At 69.8% G+C, this 15,572-nt stretch carries 16 protein-coding genes and 1 pseudogene; 12 read left to right on the forward strand and 5 right to left on the reverse strand.

The window, feature by feature from the left end; all coding sequences use genetic code 11:
- Window positions 1–76: 76 nt before the first annotated feature.
- Entirely contained in the window at window positions 77–1,615 is a 1,539-nt protein-coding gene (locus ACFJIT_RS17815) for a S41 family peptidase (RefSeq protein WP_379654468.1), read from the forward strand.
- A gap of 44 nt (window positions 1,616–1,659) precedes the next feature.
- On the opposite strand, the gene ACFJIT_RS17820 is transcribed toward ACFJIT_RS17815, so the two are convergent.
- From ACFJIT_RS17820 to ACFJIT_RS17830, 3 genes are all read right to left on the reverse strand, one after another.
- Window positions 1,660–2,649: a D-2-hydroxyacid dehydrogenase family protein gene (locus tag ACFJIT_RS17820; RefSeq protein WP_379654469.1), complete on the reverse strand. Its 990-nt coding sequence runs from the start codon at window positions 2,647–2,649 to the stop codon at window positions 1,660–1,662.
- 5 nt (window positions 2,650–2,654) lie between these two features.
- The gene (locus ACFJIT_RS17825; protein ID WP_130531977.1) at window positions 2,655–2,978 is read right to left on the reverse strand and encodes a DUF1820 family protein; all 324 of its coding nucleotides are present in this window, start codon (window positions 2,976–2,978) and stop codon (window positions 2,655–2,657) included.
- A gap of 86 nt (window positions 2,979–3,064) precedes the next feature.
- On the reverse strand, window positions 3,065–3,757 hold the full coding sequence (locus ACFJIT_RS17830) for a rhomboid family intramembrane serine protease (RefSeq protein ID WP_130521661.1): 693 nt from the start codon (window positions 3,755–3,757) through the stop codon (window positions 3,065–3,067).
- A gap of 234 nt (window positions 3,758–3,991) precedes the next feature.
- On the opposite strand from ACFJIT_RS17830, the gene ACFJIT_RS17835 reads away from it, so the two are divergent.
- A complete protein-coding gene (locus ACFJIT_RS17835; protein ID WP_130532689.1) occupies window positions 3,992–5,338 on the forward strand; it encodes an outer membrane protein transport protein in 1,347 nt (448 codons plus the stop codon).
- An 86-nt stretch (window positions 5,339–5,424) separates the two neighbouring features.
- On the opposite strand, the gene ACFJIT_RS17840 is transcribed toward ACFJIT_RS17835, so the two are convergent.
- On the reverse strand, window positions 5,425–6,591 hold the full coding sequence (locus ACFJIT_RS17840; protein WP_379654470.1) for a diguanylate cyclase: 1,167 nt from the start codon (window positions 6,589–6,591) through the stop codon (window positions 5,425–5,427).
- 344 nt (window positions 6,592–6,935) lie between these two features.
- Between ACFJIT_RS17840 and ACFJIT_RS17845 the strand changes: the two genes are divergently transcribed.
- Genes ACFJIT_RS17845 through ACFJIT_RS17870 form a run of 6 tightly spaced genes read left to right on the forward strand, consistent with a single transcriptional unit; the run spans window position 6,936 to window position 11,701 of the window.
- A complete protein-coding gene (locus ACFJIT_RS17845; RefSeq protein ID WP_130521662.1) occupies window positions 6,936–7,406 on the forward strand; it encodes a DUF2244 domain-containing protein in 471 nt (156 codons plus the stop codon).
- A 29-nt stretch (window positions 7,407–7,435) separates the two neighbouring features.
- Window positions 7,436–8,395, forward strand: coding sequence for a cytochrome c oxidase subunit II (coxB, locus tag ACFJIT_RS17850; protein ID WP_379654471.1), 960 nt, complete (start codon window positions 7,436–7,438; stop codon window positions 8,393–8,395).
- 40 nt (window positions 8,396–8,435) lie between these two features.
- Window positions 8,436–10,049: a cytochrome c oxidase subunit I gene (gene ctaD, locus ACFJIT_RS17855; protein ID WP_130521508.1), complete on the forward strand. Its 1,614-nt coding sequence runs from the start codon at window positions 8,436–8,438 to the stop codon at window positions 10,047–10,049.
- Entirely contained in the window at window positions 10,049–10,192 is a 144-nt protein-coding gene (locus tag ACFJIT_RS17860; RefSeq protein ID WP_165394652.1) for a hypothetical protein, read from the forward strand. The genes ctaD and ACFJIT_RS17860 overlap by 1 nt, the downstream gene beginning before the upstream one ends.
- Entirely contained in the window at window positions 10,189–10,794 is a 606-nt protein-coding gene (locus tag ACFJIT_RS17865) for a cytochrome c oxidase assembly protein (RefSeq protein ID WP_379654472.1), read from the forward strand. The genes ACFJIT_RS17860 and ACFJIT_RS17865 overlap by 4 nt, the downstream gene beginning before the upstream one ends.
- 28 nt (window positions 10,795–10,822) lie before the next feature.
- Window positions 10,823–11,701: a cytochrome c oxidase subunit 3 gene (locus tag ACFJIT_RS17870; protein ID WP_130524646.1), complete on the forward strand. Its 879-nt coding sequence runs from the start codon at window positions 10,823–10,825 to the stop codon at window positions 11,699–11,701.
- 81 nt (window positions 11,702–11,782) lie between these two features.
- On the opposite strand, the gene ACFJIT_RS17875 is transcribed toward ACFJIT_RS17870, so the two are convergent.
- Window positions 11,783–12,001, reverse strand: a complete 219-nt coding sequence (locus ACFJIT_RS17875) for a twin transmembrane helix small protein (RefSeq protein WP_130521513.1) — start codon at window positions 11,999–12,001, stop codon at window positions 11,783–11,785.
- A 63-nt stretch (window positions 12,002–12,064) separates the two neighbouring features.
- Between ACFJIT_RS17875 and ACFJIT_RS17880 the strand changes: the two genes are divergently transcribed.
- From ACFJIT_RS17880 to cyoE, 4 genes and pseudogenes are all read left to right on the forward strand, one after another.
- Window positions 12,065–12,805 (forward strand): SURF1 family protein, encoded by a 741-nt coding sequence (locus tag ACFJIT_RS17880; protein ID WP_379654473.1) that lies wholly within the window; start codon window positions 12,065–12,067, stop codon window positions 12,803–12,805.
- Window positions 12,802–13,371, forward strand: coding sequence for a hypothetical protein (locus ACFJIT_RS17885; RefSeq protein WP_130531980.1), 570 nt, complete (start codon window positions 12,802–12,804; stop codon window positions 13,369–13,371). The genes ACFJIT_RS17880 and ACFJIT_RS17885 overlap by 4 nt, the downstream gene beginning before the upstream one ends.
- Window positions 13,372–13,387: 16 nt before the next feature.
- Window positions 13,388–14,570, forward strand: a pseudogene (locus ACFJIT_RS17890) (heme A synthase).
- Window positions 14,567–15,493 (forward strand): heme o synthase, encoded by a 927-nt coding sequence (gene cyoE, locus ACFJIT_RS17895; protein WP_130521519.1) that lies wholly within the window; start codon window positions 14,567–14,569, stop codon window positions 15,491–15,493. The pseudogene ACFJIT_RS17890 and the gene cyoE overlap by 4 nt, the downstream one beginning before the upstream one ends.
- Window positions 15,494–15,572 lie beyond the last annotated feature (79 nt).

The raw sequence follows: 15,572 nt of genomic DNA on the forward strand, positions 1-15,572 counted from the left end.
CGCTGCGCTTTCCTTTCTCCCGCTTCCCGCATAATCCGGGGCGTTAGGTCCCTCACGATCCACCCGGAGTCGCCGCATGCGTGTGTCCCTGTTGCTGTCGTCCCTGCTGCTGGCGATCGCGCCGGCCCTGGCCCAACAGGCCGCGCCCGCCGCCCAGGACACGCCGCAGTCCGCGCCCACGCCGGCCGCTGCGCCGGCCAAGCCGGCGGCCCAGGACAGCGACGAGGACGCCCCGGCCGTCCCCTCCAGCGACGATCCGGACGGCACCGAGGCCAAGACCTCCGAGGTGCCGCTGGACGAGATCCGCCGCTTCGTCTCGGTGTTCAACGCGGTCAAGCAGGCCTATGTCGAGCCGGTGGACGATGAGAAGCTGATGCACTCGGCCATCCGCGGCCTGCTGCTGGACCTGGACCCGCACAGCGCCTACCTGGACAAGGAAGACGCCAAGGATTTCGACGAGCAGGCCAACGGCGCCTACGACGGCGTCGGCGTGGAGCTGCTGGCCCAGCCCGACGGCACGCTCAAGGTGATCTCGCCGATCGACGGCACGCCGGCCGCACGCGCCGGCCTGCAGTCCGGCGACACCATCGTGGCCATCGACGGCAAGCCGCTGGGCGGCATGAACGATCCGATGGAGCCGCTGCGCGGCAAGGTCGGCACCCAGGTCACCCTGACCATCGTGCGCGACAAGGTCGCCAAGCCGTTCGACAAGACCCTGACCCGCGAGACCATCCGCGTGGCCAGCGTGCGCTCGCGCCTGCTCGAGCCGGGCTATGGCTACATCCGCATCAGCGCCTTCCAGGCCGACACCGGCGCGGACTTCCAGAAGGCGGTCGACGGGCTCAAGGCCAAGGGCCCGCTCAAGGGCGTGGTGCTGGACCTGCGCAGCAATCCCGGCGGCCTGCTGACCAGCGCGGTGCAGGTGGCCGACGACCTGCTGGACAAGGGCACCATCGTCACCACGCGCGGGCGCATCGCCATCAGCGACGCCAAGTTCGACGCCACCCCGGGCGATCGCCTCAAGGGCGTGCCGGTGGTGGTGCTGGTCGATGCCGGTTCGGCCAGCGCGGCCGAGGTGCTGGCCGGCGCGCTGCGCGACAACGACCGCGTGCGCATCATCGGCAGCCGCACTTTCGGCAAGGGCTCGGTGCAGACCGTGCTGCCGCTGGACAACGGCGATTCGGTCAAGCTGACCACCGCGCGCTATTACACGCCCAGCGGCAAGTCGATCCAGGCCACCGGCATCGTGCCCGATGTGGTGCTCAAGCCCGACGAATCGGACGATCGCGACATCCCGCCCTCGCTGGCCGACTACAGCGAGGCCAAGCTGCCCGGTCACCTGCGCGGCGATCAGGAAGGCGCCGAGGGCTATGCGGCCGGCGATGTGCTCAATGGCGACAAGCCGATCGAAGAGGCGCTGGCCGAGTTGAAGCACCCGGGCTCGGTCGCGGCCGCGCAGCAGGCCGCCGCGGCCAAGGCGGCCGCCGCCAAGCCCAAGCCCGCACCGAAGGCGCCAGCGCCGGTGCCGGAAGCCGCCAAGCCAACCACCCCTGCATCCGCCAAGCCTGTCGCCCCCACGCCCGCCAAGCCGGCCGAAGTCCCGGCGACGCCGTAGCCTGGTGGGAGCCGGCATGCCGGCTCCCACAGGGATTGCCGGGATCAGCGGTTGCGCGTCAGCGCTTCGGGATTGACCAGATTGCGCGGCGTGCCGTCGGCGAACGCCCGCACGTTGTCCAGCGCCGTGCCCAGGTACAGCGCGTAGCTATCCTGTTCGACGTAACCCAGGTGCGGCATCGCCAGCACGCGCGGATGGGTCAGCAGCGGCTCGCGCTGCGGCACCGCGGGCTCGTGTTCGAACACATCCAGCGCCGCCATGCCCGGGCGGGCGGCCTCGAGCGCGGCCAGCAGCGCGCCCGGGGCGATCAGTTCGGCGCGGCTGGTGTTGACCAGCAGCGCATCGGGCCGCATGCGCGCCAGCAGCGCCGCATCGACCTGGTGCCGCGTGGCCGGCACGAGGCGACGATGCAGGCTGAGCACGTCGCTGCGTTCGAACAGCGCCTCCACCGAGGCCGCCACCTCGACGCCATCGGCCTGCGCGGCGGCGCGCGCGGCCTCGCCGCCCCACACCAGCACCTGCATGCCGAACGCGCGGCCATAGCCGGCGACGAGGCGGCCGATCTTGCCGTAGCTCCACACGCCCAGCGTGCGCCCGTGCAACGCGCGGCCCAGGACCGCATCGCCGGTGTCATGCCAGCGGCCGGCCTGCAGCGCCGCGCCATAGGCGGGCAGGCGCCGCATCGCGGCCATGAGCAGCGCCCAGGTCAACTCGGCCGGCGCGATCGGCGAGCCGACGCCTTCGGCCACCGCCACGCCGCGCGCGGTGCAGGCGGCCACATCCACGTGCGCGCCGACCTTGCCGGTCTGGCTGATCAGGCGCAGCTGCGGCAGGCGCTCGAGCAGCGCCGCGTCGACGCTGGTGCGCTCGCGGATCAGCACCAGCGCCTGCGCCGGCTGCAGCAGCGCCGCGCGCGCCTCCAGGGCCTCGGGCAGCGCGCCCAGCACCTGCAGGTCCAGCCCCTGCGCATGCGCGGCCAGCGCCGGCAGCGCCGCGGTGGCGCGCTGGTAATCGTCGGCGATGAGGACGCGCATCGCGCTCAGCGCGGCTTGCCCGGCATCGGGAACGGCGTGACCACCTTCTCGCCGCTGGCGGCATCGCGGATCGCGCTGGCGCCCTTCTTCTCCACTTCCTCCACCCGCACGATGCTCTGCATCGGCAGGTGCAGCACGCGGGTGTCGCCGAACTCCTCGCGCAGGCGTTCCTCGGTCGGGTCCACCACCAGTCCGTCGTGCACGTCGAACACCAGCTCGCTCACCTCGGTGAAGCCCCACAGCGCATCGGAGCTCGCCACGCGGCGGGCGTAGAGTTCGTAGACCTTGCCGTGGTTGAGGAAGGTCACCTTGTAGAGCGGCTTGGACATTGCGGCGTGCGAAAGGCGATGGAGGAAGGTCGGCAAGATCTGGGCACCGGCGGCGCTTTGCAACCTCGCGCCGGGCGCGTGGCCCGCTAGAAACCGTAGCGCCGGCGCAGGCGGCGGGCGATGGCTGCGCGCACGAACAGCGCGAACACCACCCCGAACAGGAAGCCGGCCAGATGCGCCGACCAGGCCACCGCGCCGAACGCCGGGCCGATGTAGGCGAATACCACCTGCAGCACCGCCCAGACCCCGATCAGCACTGCCGCCGGCGCGCGCACGAACTGCAGGAACAGGCCCAGCGGCACCACCACGCCCAGCTTGGCGCCGGGGAACAGCGCCAGATAGGCGCCGATCACCGCCGACACCGCGCCGCTGGCGCCGATGATCACCCGGTCCGGCGCGCCGATCGCCAGCACCGCGGCCAGATTGGACACCGCCCCACCGAGCAGGAACAGCACCAGGAAGCGCCACGGCCCCATCGCCCGCTCCGCAGGCAGGCCGAAGATCAGCAGGAACACCAGGTTGCCGAGCAGATGCGCCCAGTCCGCATGCAGGAACAGCGCGGTGAACAGGCGCAGGATCGAGCCGTCGGTCAGGCCGGTGCGCCACTCCTGCAGGCTGTCCAGGCCGCCGGTCAGTGCGCCCCACTGCAGCAGCAGGCCGCGGTACATGCCCACCGGGCGGGTGATGGCCCACAGGAAGGCCAGCCACAGCAGGGCGAACAGCACGGGCGTGGCCCAGCGCACGGAGGGCTTGCGGCGGGAAGGCGTGGCGACGAACACGGGCAAGGCAGGGCTTCGAAGAGTCGGGAATGGCAGCGTGCCATCGTCGCGCACACGCGACTAAAATCTAACCGGCCAGCTGACGGCGCCGTTAGATTGCAGGGATATACTTGCATACGGCGTCGTATGTCGGGGAGGGAATTTCCGGCGCACGGAAGTCCGGCGGCCGTCTGGCCGCGCCGGCCCGTGTTGCGGCGCAGGCGTTTTTTCTTTCGTCTTCCGGAGTCCATGCACATGCTGTCCTCGAACCTATTCAGAATTTCGCTTCTGGCCGCCGGCGTCGCCGGTGCCCTGGCCAGCGGCCACGCCCACGCCGCCGCCTTCCAGCTGAAGGAAAACAGCGCCAAGGGCCAGGGCCGCGCGTTCGCCGGTTCGGCCAGCGCCCCGGGCGATGTCGCCGTGGTCGCCAACAACCCGGCCGCCATGCGCCTGCTCGATGGCCGCCAGCTGTCCATCGGCGCCAGCGCGATCAGCTTCAGCGCCGACTTCAAGGGCTCCGGCCGCTACGTCGGCGCGACCGGCCCGGGCACCGGCGCGCCGGTGAGCGGCGGCGACGGTGGCGATGCCGGCACCATCGCCGCACTGCCGGCGGTGTACTTCGCCATGCCGGTGGGCGACAACATGCACTTCGGCGCCTCGCTGACCGTGCCGTTCGGCTTCAAGACCGAATACGACCGCGACTGGGTCGGCCGCTACCAGGGCATCAAGACCGAGCTGCAGACCATCGACGCCGGCCTGGCGTTCTCCTACGACGTCAATCCGTGGGTGTCCTTCGGCGCCTCGGTGTTCGCCGAGCGTCTGGACGTGGACCTGACCAATGCCATCGACTTCGGCACCGCCCTCTACGCCCAGCGCGTGCCGGGCGCCACGCCGGGCAGCCAGGACGGCTTCGCCCGCGTCAAGGGCGACAGCACCGAGGTCGGCTTCACCCTGGGCGGCCTGTTCAGCGTCGATGAGAACACCCACATCGGCTTCACCTACCGCTCGCGCGTGGACCACAAGATCGACGACGGCAAGGCCACCTTCGACGTGCCGCCGTTCGCCAAGGCCGTGCTGGCCGTGGCTGCGCCGGGCCAGTACGTCAACACCGGCGGCAGCGCCAAGATCATCATGCCGGCCAGCGCCACGGCCAGCTTCACCCACATCATCAACGACCGCTGGACGGTGATGGCGGACGTGAGCCGCACGGCGTGGAGCAAGTTCGACAAGATCACCGTCGACTTCGACTCGGCCCAGGCCGACAACACGCTGGTGTTCAACTACCGCGACACCACGTTCGGCTCGATCGGCGCGGACTACAAGTACAGCGACACGCTGACCTTCCGCGGCGGCCTGGCCTACGACCAGACCCCGACCCAGGCGCGGTACCGCGACGTGCGCGTGCCGGACAACACCCGCAAGTGGGTATCGCTGGGCCTGACCTGGACGCCGTCGCCGAGCAGCGAGTGGAACGTGGGCTATACGCACCTGTTCGTCTCCGATCCGACCGTCAACGAGACCGCGGTCACCGGCAGCTCGCTGGTGGGCGCGTTCGACGTGGGCGGCGACGTGCTGGCCGGGTCGTACACCTACAAGTTCTGATGCGCGCTGCAAGCCGACGTTCGCGAACCCCGCCCTGTGCGGGGTTCGCTTTTTGTGCGCTTTGCAACCGGTGTCGATGACAGGCCTTAAGGCGCCTCGTGCAGGTGCACCACGCAGTTGCGGCCGCCGCGCTTGGCCTCGTACAGGGCCTGGTCGGCCAGATCCATCAGGTCCTCCACGGCGATGCGTCGCGTCGCGCAGGCCACGCCGACGCTGACGCTCACGCGCAGGCCCAGGTGCGGCAGCAGACGCAGCGCACCGGTGGACTGCCGGATGCGCTCGCCCAGGCGGATGGCCTCCTCGCAGCTCATGCCGGCGGTGATCACCACGAATTCCTCGCCGCCCGTGCGCGCGAACAGGTCGTGCTGGCGGATGCAGGCGCGCACCGTGTCGGAGAACGCCTGCAGCACCTGGTCGCCGACCCGGTGGCCGTGGCTGTCGTTGATCTGCTTGAAGCGGTCCAGGTCCAGCGCCAGCACCGACAGCCCGTAGGGCGCGGCGCCGCCGCCGGGCGTGCGCCGCTCGTCCAGGCTGTCGCTCAGGCCGCGGCGATTGAGCGCGCCGGTCAGCGGGTCGACCAGCGCGCCGCGGCGAAGCGCCTCGGCGGCGTGGAAGCTGCTCAGCATCAGCATGCAGAAGTTGAGCATGAACCACAGCGCCAGATCCGCGCTGACCCACACATCGTTGATGTCGTAGTGGCCCTGGCCTTCGAACCAGTCCGACATCCCGCTGCTGTAGATGCAGATCAGCAGCGCGCAGGTGACCATCATCATGCGCGCGGGCACCTTGTCCAGCGAGCCGCGCAGCCGACGCAGCTGCCAGATCATCGTCAGCAGGGCCACCACTTCGACCAGGCTCAGGGCCAGGCCCTGCACATCGGTGGTGCCGGCCGCCAGCCAGGCGATCGCCGGCGGCACCAGGCTCAGGGGCATCCACGCCAGCTCCCAGCGGTGCAGGCGGCGCTGCTGGATGAACTGCACCAGCGCCCAGGCCAGCCCCGCCATGCCGGCGCAGGCCAGCATCGCGCCCAGGTTGATCGCCAGCATGGCCGCGAGCGGATGGCCGGCCTGGTGCAGCGCACTGGCCAGGACATCGATGCTGTCCGCGCCCAGGGTGTAGGCCAGGTGCGCCAAGCCCCAGGTCGCGATGCCGTACAGCGTGCGCGAGACGTGGGCCACGTAGGAAAACAGGGCGAACAGCACCAGCGCCAGCAGGCAGTCGCTGATCAGGCTGAAGAACACCGAGTTGTCCATGGCGACGACTCCCCTTTCGATCCCGGCGTACCCCCGCGCGCCGGTCCCTCATCATTGGTCTTACCTGCAGTGCAGCACAAAGCGTGCCAGTGGTTTTCCTCACGCGCATCCGGCCGTGCTGACGCCTGCCTGTCCGTTGTACACGGGCGACGGGTCGGCCGCCCGACTACGACCATCGTCGCAGCGACCTGCCAGGACCCGGGCACGCCGATCGGGGCCGGATGCAAGTCATTGAGCCGGAAACGCTTTTATGTGCGTTTGCACAATTTCTTGTCGGTTGCCGCGCGCCGGATCGCGGGGCTACCATTCAGGCGTTTTCCGCAGCCAAGGGTGCGGCAGGCGCGATGATCGAAGTGGCGACACAGGGCCCGGAAGGGCGGGGAACGCGGCTGACGCTGCGACCCCCGCGGGCGCTGAATGGGCGGCAGTTCGTGACGTTGTTCGTGGCCTGCACCGGCTTGATGTGGGGCGCGGCGATCCTGGGCTGGCTGGCGGGCAACGCCTTCGCCCCGGTGTTCGCGGTGCTGCACGGCGGCCTGGTCGGGCTGGCGCTGCGGGCGGCGTGGCGGGCCGGCGAGCGCGATGAGGTCATCGCGATCGCGCCGGAGCTGGTGGAAGTGCGGCGGCGCGCGCAGCGCGATGCCGCGTTCCGGGCGCATCCGTACTGGGTGCGGCTGGGCGTCGGTGGCGATGCGTGCGTCACCCTGTCCTCCAGTGGCCGGCAGGTGGAAGTGGGAAGGCTGCTCGGCCCGGCCGAGCGGCAGGAACTGGCAAGGCAGTTACGCGTTTCACTTGCGGCCGCAGTGCGGCCGTGACCGATGACACTGAAGGCGGGGTCTAGGCAATGACGCAAGGCAAGACAAGGGGAGGCAGCCGCGTCGCGCTGCTGGCGACATTGGCGGGCCTGCCGGGCCTGGCCTTGGCGCAGGTCGCCGATCCCAAGCCCTGGCAGCTCAATATGGGCCGGGGCGTCACCCACACCGCGCGCATGGCCTACGAGGCGCACATGGTGGCGCTGTGGGTCTGCGTGGCGATCGGCATCATCGTGTTCGGCGCGATGGGCTATGCGATGTTCAAGTTCCGCAAGTCCAAGGGCGCGGTCGCCGCGCAGTTCAGCCACAACACCACCGCCGAGCTGATCTGGACCATCGTGCCGGTGATCATCCTGATCGCCATGGCCTGGCCGGCGACGGCCAAGCTGATCGCGATGTACGACACGCGCGATTCGGAGATGACCATCAAGGTCACCGGCTACCAGTGGATGTGGAAGTACGAGTACCTGGGCCAGGGCGTGGAGTTCACCAGCCGCCTGGCGCGCAGCTCCGACCAGATGCGCCAGTCCGGCAAGGTGCCCGACGCCGCCAGCAACCCGCACTACCTGCTGGAGGTCGACCACCCGCTGGTGCTGCCGGTGGACACCAAGATCCGCTTCGTCATCACCGCCGACGACGTCATCCACTCCTGGTGGGTGCCGGCGCTGGGCTGGAAGCAGGACGCCATTCCCGGCCTGATCAACGAGGCCTGGACCAATATCGAGGTGCCCGGCACCTACCGCGGGCAGTGCGCCGAGCTGTGCGGCAAGGACCACGGCTTCATGCCGATCGTGGTGCAGGCCGTGTCCAAGGCCGACTTCCAGAAGTGGCTGGCCGCGCGCAAGCCGGCCGCGCCGGTGCCGCCGGCCCCGGCCGAAGGCTCGCCCGCGCCCGATGTGACACCGGAGCAGGCCGCGCCGGCCGGCGGCGACGCCAGCGCCAGCGCCGCGTCCGCCGCCACCGAAGCAGCGCCCGCCCCCGCGCAGGCCTGATCTCTTCTCGCGACACCCGCTGCTTTCGAGGAACACGCCCATGGCCCACGCCGCCGCAGAGCACCACGACGATCACCACGGCCATCGCCAGGGCTTCGTCGAGCGCTGGTTCTTCTCCACCAACCACAAGGACATCGGCACGCTGTACCTGCTGTTCTCCTTCGTGATGTTCGTCATCGGCGCGGCGATGAGCGTGATCATCCGCGCCGAGCTGATGGAGCCGGGTCTGCAGTTCGTCAAGCCCGAGTTCTTCAACCAGATGACCACCGTGCATGCGCTGGTGATGATCTTCGGCGGCGTCATGCCGGCCTTCGTCGGCCTGGGCAACTGGATGATCCCGCTGCAGATCGGCGCGCCGGACATGGCGCTGCCGCGCATGAACAACTGGTCGTTCTGGCTGCTGCCGGTAGCCTTCACCCTGCTGCTGATGACTCTCTTCCTGCCCGGCGGCGCGCCGGCCGGCGGCTGGACGCTGTACCCGCCGCTGTCGCTGCAGGGCGGCGCCAACGTGGCCTTCAGCGTGTTCGCCATCCACGTGGCCGGCATCAGCTCGATCATGGGCGCGATCAACATCATCGCCACCATCCTCAACATGCGCGCGCCGGGCATGGATCTGCTGAAGATGCCGATCTTCGTGTGGACCTGGCTGATCACCGCCTTCCTGCTGATCGCGGTGATGCCGGTGCTGGCCGGCGCGGTGACCATGCTGCTGACCGACCGCTTCTTCGGCACCAGCTTCTTCAACGCCGCCGGCGGCGGCGACCCGGTGATGTACCAGCACATCTTCTGGTTCTTCGGCCATCCCGAGGTCTACATCATGATCCTGCCGGCCTTCGGCGTGGCCAGCGAGATCATCCCGACCTTCAGCCGCAAGCCGCTGTTCGGCTACCAGGCCATGGTCTACGCCACCGCCTCGATCGCCTTCCTGAGCTTCATCGTGTGGGCGCACCACATGTTCGCGGTGGGCATGCCGCTGGGCGGCGAGATCTACTTCATGTTCGCCACCATGCTGATCGCCATCCCCACCGGGGTGAAGGTGTTCAACTGGGTCTCGACCATGTGGAAGGGCTCGCTGAGCTTCGAGACGCCGATGCTGTGGGCGGTGGCCTTCGTCATCCTGTTCACCATCGGCGGCTTCTCCGGGCTGATGCTGGCGATCGTGCCGGCCGACTTCCAGTACCACGACACCTACTTCGTGGTGGCGCACTTCCACTACGTGCTGGTGACCGGCGCGGTGTTCTCGATCATCGCGGCCACCTACTACTGGTGGCCCAAGTGGACCGGGCGCATGTACAGCCAGTTCTGGAGCAAGTTCCATTTCTGGTGGACGGTGGTGTTCGTAAACGTGCTGTTCTTCCCGCAGCACTTCCTGGGCCTGGCCGGCATGCCGCGCCGCATCCCGGACTACAACGTGGTCTTCGCCGACTGGAACTTCGTCAGTTCGATCGGCGCCTTCGGCATGTTCCTCACGCCCTTCATGATGGCCGCCATCCTGGGCTGGTCGCTGAAGAAGGGCGCGCCGGCCGACGCGCGCGCCTGGGAGAACGCCAGGGGCCTGGAGTGGACGGTGCCCTCGCCGGCGCCGGCGCATACCTTCACCACGCCGCCGGTGATCAAGCCGGGCGACCTGGCGCACGAGGACATCGGTCACTGATGGACAGCCCGCGCGCCCCGCTGCAGACCATGGCCGAGGCCGCCCGGCGGCGGCGCGGCACGCGCATCACCGCGCTGGTGGTGGGCGGCATCGCGATCGCGATCTATGCCGCCTTCATCCTGTCCGGGGTGCTGCGCGCATGAACGCCCGGGACGCCGCCACCGCTTCGGCGCCGGATCGGCGCACCGCCGGCCTGCCGCGGCTGATCGGCGTGGCGGTGGTGGTGTTCGTGCTGACCTTCTCGCTGGTGCCGCTGTACCGGCTGGCCTGCGAGAAGGTGTTCGGCATCCGCCTGGACAAGGGGCCGGCCGCGGCCGGCCAGGTGGCCGGCGTGGCGGCGAGCAAGCGCCTGGTGACGGTGGAGTTCGATGGCGGCGTCAATTCGAAGCTGCCCTGGGCCTTCCACCCGGAGGTCCAGCGCATGCAGGTGGTGCCGGGCCAGCTGTACGAGGCGCAGTTCTTCGCGCGCAACGACGGCAAGCGTTCGATCGTGGGCAATGCGGTGCCTTCGGTGGCGCCGGCGCGGGCCTCGCAGTACTTCGTCAAGACCGAGTGCTTCTGCTTCACCGCGCAGACGCTGGAGGCCGGCGAGAGCCGCGACATGCCGCTGCGCTTCATGGTCGACCCGCATCTGCCCAGCGATGTCAGCACGATCACCCTGTCGTACACCTTCTTCAAGAACGATGCGCTGACCACCGCCCTGGCGGGCGCGTCGGCGAGTCCGACGGCGCATTCGGCGCCTTGATTGCCCAAGACCCTCAAAGGAACGCGTGATGGCGCAGACCCACTCCCAGGATGCCGATGTCTACTTCGTCCCGGCGCAGAGCAAGTGGCCCTTTGTCGGTTCGATCGCGATGTTCGTGCTGATGATCGGCGTGGCCAGCTGGCTCAACGACGCGGCCTGGGGCAAATGGACCTTCCTGGTCGGCGTGGTGCTGCTGGCGGCGACGCTGTTCATGTGGTTCGGCGATGTGATCCGCGAGTCGGTCGCCGGCCGCTACAACGGCCAGGTCGACGTGTCCTTCCGCATGGGGATGGTGTGGTTCATCTTCTCCGAGGTGATGTTCTTCGCCGCCTTTTTCGGCGCGTTGTTCTACACCCGCACCTTCTCCCTGCCGTGGCTGGGCGGGCAGGGCGACGGGGTGATGACCAACGCGCTGCTGTGGGAGGGCTATTCGGCCGGCTGGCCGACCAATGGCCCGGCGATGGTCGGCGGCACCTTCCAGACCATTCCGGCCTGGGGCCTGCCGCTGATCAACACGCTGATCCTGCTGACCTCCGGCGTGACCCTGACCATCGGCCACCATGCGCTCAAGGCGGCGCAGCGCGGCACCGTGCTGCTGTGGCTGGGCATCACCGTGCTGCTGGGCCTGACCTTCCTGTACTTTCAGGTGACCGAGTACGCGCATGCCTACCACGCGCTCAACCTGACGCTGGGCTCGGGCATCTACGGCTCGACCTTCTTCATGCTCACCGGCTTCCACGGCGCGCACGTGTTCCTGGGCACGCTGATGCTGGCGATCATGTGGTTGCGCGTGCTCAAGGGGCACTTCACCAAGGACCACCACTTCGCCTTCGAGGCGGCCGCGTGGTACTGGCATTTCGTCGACGTGGTGTGGCTGGCGCTGTTCCTGTTCGTTTACGTGCTTTGAGGCAGGGGCGCGTGGCGACGCGTGAGCGGAAGCCCAGCGCTTTTGCTCACTCCTCAGTGTCTGCGTGCGCGTTCCTCGCTTTCAGCCGCCGATGCCGTGCGGTTTGATCCAGCCGCTCCAGATGCCCAGCACGACCAGCGCAAACAGGGTCACCGACAGCCCGATGCGCCAGGTCAGTGAGCGCACCGTGCGCGTGGTCTGGCCGCGGTCGATCAGCAGGTAGTACAGGCCGGCGCCGAGGTTCCACACGATCATGATCAGGAAGGCGACGATCAGCAGGGTCTTGAGCGAGTCGTTCATGCGCACCTCTCGGGCGGCCGTGTGCCGCATGCACCGATTATCGTCGCCGCCGGGCGGATGGGCGTGAGCCGGCGTCTGCCTACCGCCGCCGGCTGGGCGCTGGCGCTGCTGGTGGCCGCGGCCTTCTGCGGGCTGGGAACCTGGCAGCTCGGGCGTGCCAAGGAAAAGCGCGCGATGCTGGAGCAGGTCGCCCAGGTGCTGCACGACCGCCAGCCGCGGCCGCTGGCTGACGCGGCGCAGCACGCCCGCGCGCAGGAGTTCGACTGGGCGGCCGGCAGCGGCCGCTTCGCGCCGGGCCCGGCGGTGCTGCTGGACAACCAGACTCACCAAGGCCAGGCCGGCGTGCGCGCCTACCGGGTGTTCGTGCCCGATGCGGGCGGCGCGCCGCTGCTGGTGGACCTGGGCTGGCAGCCGCTGGACGCGCAGCGCCAGTTGCCGCCAGTGCCGGCGCTGGCCGACACGCACCGCGTCGCCGGGCTGCTGGCGCCGCCGCCGTCGGCCGGGCTGCTGCGGGCGCCCGCGCAGGCCCAGGCCAACGGCGATCTGCTCGCCGTGGTGCTGGACCCGGCCGCGCTGGCCGCGCCGCTGCGCCAGCCGGCGCTGGCGCAGCGGGTGCTCAAGCTCGATCCGGCCCTGCCGGTCGGCTTTCCGCGCGACCTGGACGTGCTGCCCAACACGCTGCCACCGGAGCGCCACCTGGGCTATGCGGTGCAGTGGTTCGGCCTGGCGCTGGCGGTGCTGATCACCGCCGGCGTGCTCACGTGGCGGCGCAGACGCGCCGCGCGTGAGAAAATGGGGGCATGACCCCTTCCGACGTCGCTCCTGGCCGAAACCGTGGCCGGTGGATCCTGCTCGGCCTGTTCGTGTTGTTCTTCGGCAGCGTGGGCGCGGCCGGCGTGCTGCGCTTCGCCGGCTGGCAGCCGGCCGGGCTGAAGAACCACGGGGCGTTGCTGCATCCGCCCGTGGACGTGCGCGCGCTGCAGCCGGCGCTGGCCGGTGGCGGCACCTACAGCTGGCGTCAGCCGCAGCGCACCTGGCGCATCGTGCTGGCGCCGCCGGCCGACTGCGTGGCCGACTGCGTGGCCCTGTCGCACCAACTGGACACGGTCTGGCAGCTGTTCGGCCACAACGCCGACCAGGTCCACATCCTGTGGATCGGTCCGCCGCCGGCGGGCGCGGCGCGCCCGGTGTCGCTGCGCGTGATCGCCGCCGGCGATCCGCTGCGCGCCGCGCTGCCCCAGGTGGACGACGGCGCGGGCGTGCCGGTGTACGTGATCGATCCCAACGGCTTCGTGATCCAGCGCTTCGCCCCGGGTTTCGACCCGGCCGACCTGCGCAGCGACGTCGCCAAGCTGCTGAAACTCCTTTAGAGCGAACCCCACCGTAATGCCTGTCCTCCCACGCCTGCCGTTCCGGCACTTCCACCGCATCGCCTGGCTGGCGGCGATCATGACCGCCAGCACGATCGTCTTCGGCGGCTTCGTGCGCCTGTCCGATGCCGGCCTGAGCTGCCCGGACTGGCCGACCTGCTATGGCCGCGCGGCCTGGCCACAGGCGCCTTCGGAGATCATCGACCACGCCCAGCTGAAGATCCGCCCGCTGGAGACGCATAAGGCCTGGCGCGAGCAGGTGCACCGCTTCCTGGCCGGCATGCTCAGCATCGAGATCTTCGCCCTGGCGCTGATGGCCGTGCGCCGGCGCCGGCTCGGTGTCGCGCAGGTGATCGTGGCCGCGGTCCTGGTGGCGCTGGCCATCCCGCTGTACATGCGCGGCCAGCACGTGGCGGCCAGCGTGCTGGCCCTGATCGGCGAGGGCATCCTGCTGGTCGCGGCGTGGCGCTGGTCTTCGGCGTCCGCGCCTGGCGGCGCGGGCGATCTTGCGCGCGTGGCGATGCTGACCCTGGCGATGATCATCTTCCAGGCCCTGCTGGGCATGTGGACGGTGACCTGGCTGCTCAAGCCCATCGTGGTGATGGGGCACCTGCTGGGCGGCCTGGCGACCTTCGGCCTGCTGGTGTGGATGGCCTGGCGGGCGACCCAGCTGCCGATCACCCTGGTCGATGCGCGCGCGCTCAAGCGCGTGCTGGGCGTGGGCCTGGGGCTGCTGGTGGTGCAGATCGCGCTGGGCGGCTGGGTCAGCGCCAACTACGCGGCGCTGGCCTGCGGCGGCGGCAGCTGGCGCATGGCCAACTTCCCGCAGTGCGTGGGCCAGTGGTGGCCGCCGCACGACTTCCACGAGGGCTTCACCCTGTGGCGCGGCATCGGCGTGGACTACGAAGGCGGCGTGCTCGACGGCGCCTCGCGCATCGCCATCCAGATGGCGCACCGGCTGATGGCCATCGTGCTGGCCTGCTGGCTGGTGTTCTGCGCGCTGCGGCTGTGGCGCCAGCCGAGGCATGCGCGGCTGGGGCGCGGGCCTGCTGGTCGCGCTGCTGGCCCAGGTGACCCTGGGCATCCTCAACGTCAAGCTGGCCCTGCCGCTGGGCGTGGCCGTGCTGCACAACGCCGGCGCGGTGGTGCTGCTGTTCGTGCTGGTCTCGTTGCTGGCGCGGCTGAGGACGCCGGAATGAGCGCCGTGCGCGCCACGGCCAAGGACTACTGGGACCTGACCAAGCCACGCGTGGTCGCCCTGATCGTGTTCACCGCCTTCGTCGGCATGATCCTGGCGATCCCCGGCCTGCCCAGCGCGACCCAGGTGCGGCACGGGCTGCTGGGCTTCGTGGGCATCTGGATCGCGGCCTCGGCGGCGGCGGCCATCAACCAGCTGCTCGATGCGCGCATCGATGCGCAGATGGCGCGCACCTCGTGGCGCCCGCTGGTGGTGGGCAAGGTGCAGCCCTGGCAGGTGCTGGTGTTCGCGCTGGTGCTGACCGTGATCTCGATGGCCATCCTGGTGCTGTGGGTCAACGTGATCACCGCGGTGCTGACGTTCTTCTCGCTGATCGGCTACGCGGTGATCTACACCGTCTACCTCAAGCGCGCCACGCCGCAGAACATCGTCATCGGCGGGCTGGCCGGGGCCACGCCGCCGATGCTGGGCTGGGCCGCGGTCACCGGCATGGAGGGCCCGTGGGACTGGGGCCACAGCCTGCTGCTGGTGCTGATCATCTTCGTCTGGACGCCGCCGCACTTCTGGGCACTGGCGATCTTCCGCCGCGAGGACTACGCCAAGGCGCTGATCCCGATGCTGCCGGTCACCCACGGCGTGGTCTATACGCGCTGGCAGATCCTGTTCTACACCGTGCTGCTGGTGGAGGCCACGCTGCTGCCGGTGCTGTTCGGGCTCAGCGGCCTGTTCTACCTGGGCGGGGCGCTGGTGCTGGGCGCGGGCTTCCTGTGGTACGCGTGGAAGCTGCTGGATCCGCCGGACGAATTCTTCGCCATGCGCACCTTCCGCTATTCGATCGTGTACCTGATGGCGCTGTTCGCCTTCCTGCTGGTGGACCACTGGCTGGCGCCGCTGCTGCCGGGCATCGCCGGGCGCAGCCTGTGAGCCCGTTGCGCCGGCGCCATGCGCGCGGGAGGATGGCCGCGCGGCGGTGCCGTTCCGCCGCCGCCACGTCCCTTCGAGT

The organism is Pseudoxanthomonas sp. UC19_8 (assembly GCF_042700505.1).
In the GTDB taxonomy this organism is placed as follows: Bacteria; Pseudomonadota; Gammaproteobacteria; order Xanthomonadales; family Xanthomonadaceae; genus Pseudoxanthomonas_A; species Pseudoxanthomonas_A winnipegensis.

Excerpts from the sequence above, each read along its gene's own strand:
- ACFJIT_RS17815 (WP_379654468.1), top strand. The coding sequence starts at position 77 with ATGCGTGTGTCCCTGTTGCTGTCGTCCCTGCTGCTGGCGATCGCGCCG.
- ACFJIT_RS17820 (WP_379654469.1), bottom strand. The coding sequence starts at position 2,649 with ATGCGCGTCCTCATCGCCGACGATTACCAGCGCGCCACCGCGGCGCTG.
- ACFJIT_RS17825 (WP_130531977.1), bottom strand. The coding sequence starts at position 2,978 with ATGTCCAAGCCGCTCTACAAGGTGACCTTCCTCAACCACGGCAAGGTC.
- ACFJIT_RS17835 (WP_130532689.1), top strand. The coding sequence starts at position 3,992 with ATGCTGTCCTCGAACCTATTCAGAATTTCGCTTCTGGCCGCCGGCGTC.
- ACFJIT_RS17840 (WP_379654470.1), bottom strand. The coding sequence starts at position 6,591 with ATGGACAACTCGGTGTTCTTCAGCCTGATCAGCGACTGCCTGCTGGCG.
- ACFJIT_RS17845 (WP_130521662.1), top strand. The coding sequence starts at position 6,936 with ATGATCGAAGTGGCGACACAGGGCCCGGAAGGGCGGGGAACGCGGCTG.
- coxB (WP_379654471.1), top strand. The coding sequence starts at position 7,436 with ATGACGCAAGGCAAGACAAGGGGAGGCAGCCGCGTCGCGCTGCTGGCG.
- ctaD (WP_130521508.1), top strand. The coding sequence starts at position 8,436 with ATGGCCCACGCCGCCGCAGAGCACCACGACGATCACCACGGCCATCGC.
- ACFJIT_RS17860 (WP_165394652.1), top strand. The coding sequence starts at position 10,049 with ATGGACAGCCCGCGCGCCCCGCTGCAGACCATGGCCGAGGCCGCCCGG.
- ACFJIT_RS17865 (WP_379654472.1), top strand. The coding sequence starts at position 10,189 with ATGAACGCCCGGGACGCCGCCACCGCTTCGGCGCCGGATCGGCGCACC.
- ACFJIT_RS17870 (WP_130524646.1), top strand. The coding sequence starts at position 10,823 with ATGGCGCAGACCCACTCCCAGGATGCCGATGTCTACTTCGTCCCGGCG.
- ACFJIT_RS17875 (WP_130521513.1), bottom strand. The coding sequence starts at position 12,001 with ATGAACGACTCGCTCAAGACCCTGCTGATCGTCGCCTTCCTGATCATG.
- ACFJIT_RS17885 (WP_130531980.1), top strand. The coding sequence starts at position 12,802 with ATGACCCCTTCCGACGTCGCTCCTGGCCGAAACCGTGGCCGGTGGATC.
- cyoE (WP_130521519.1), top strand. The coding sequence starts at position 14,567 with ATGAGCGCCGTGCGCGCCACGGCCAAGGACTACTGGGACCTGACCAAG.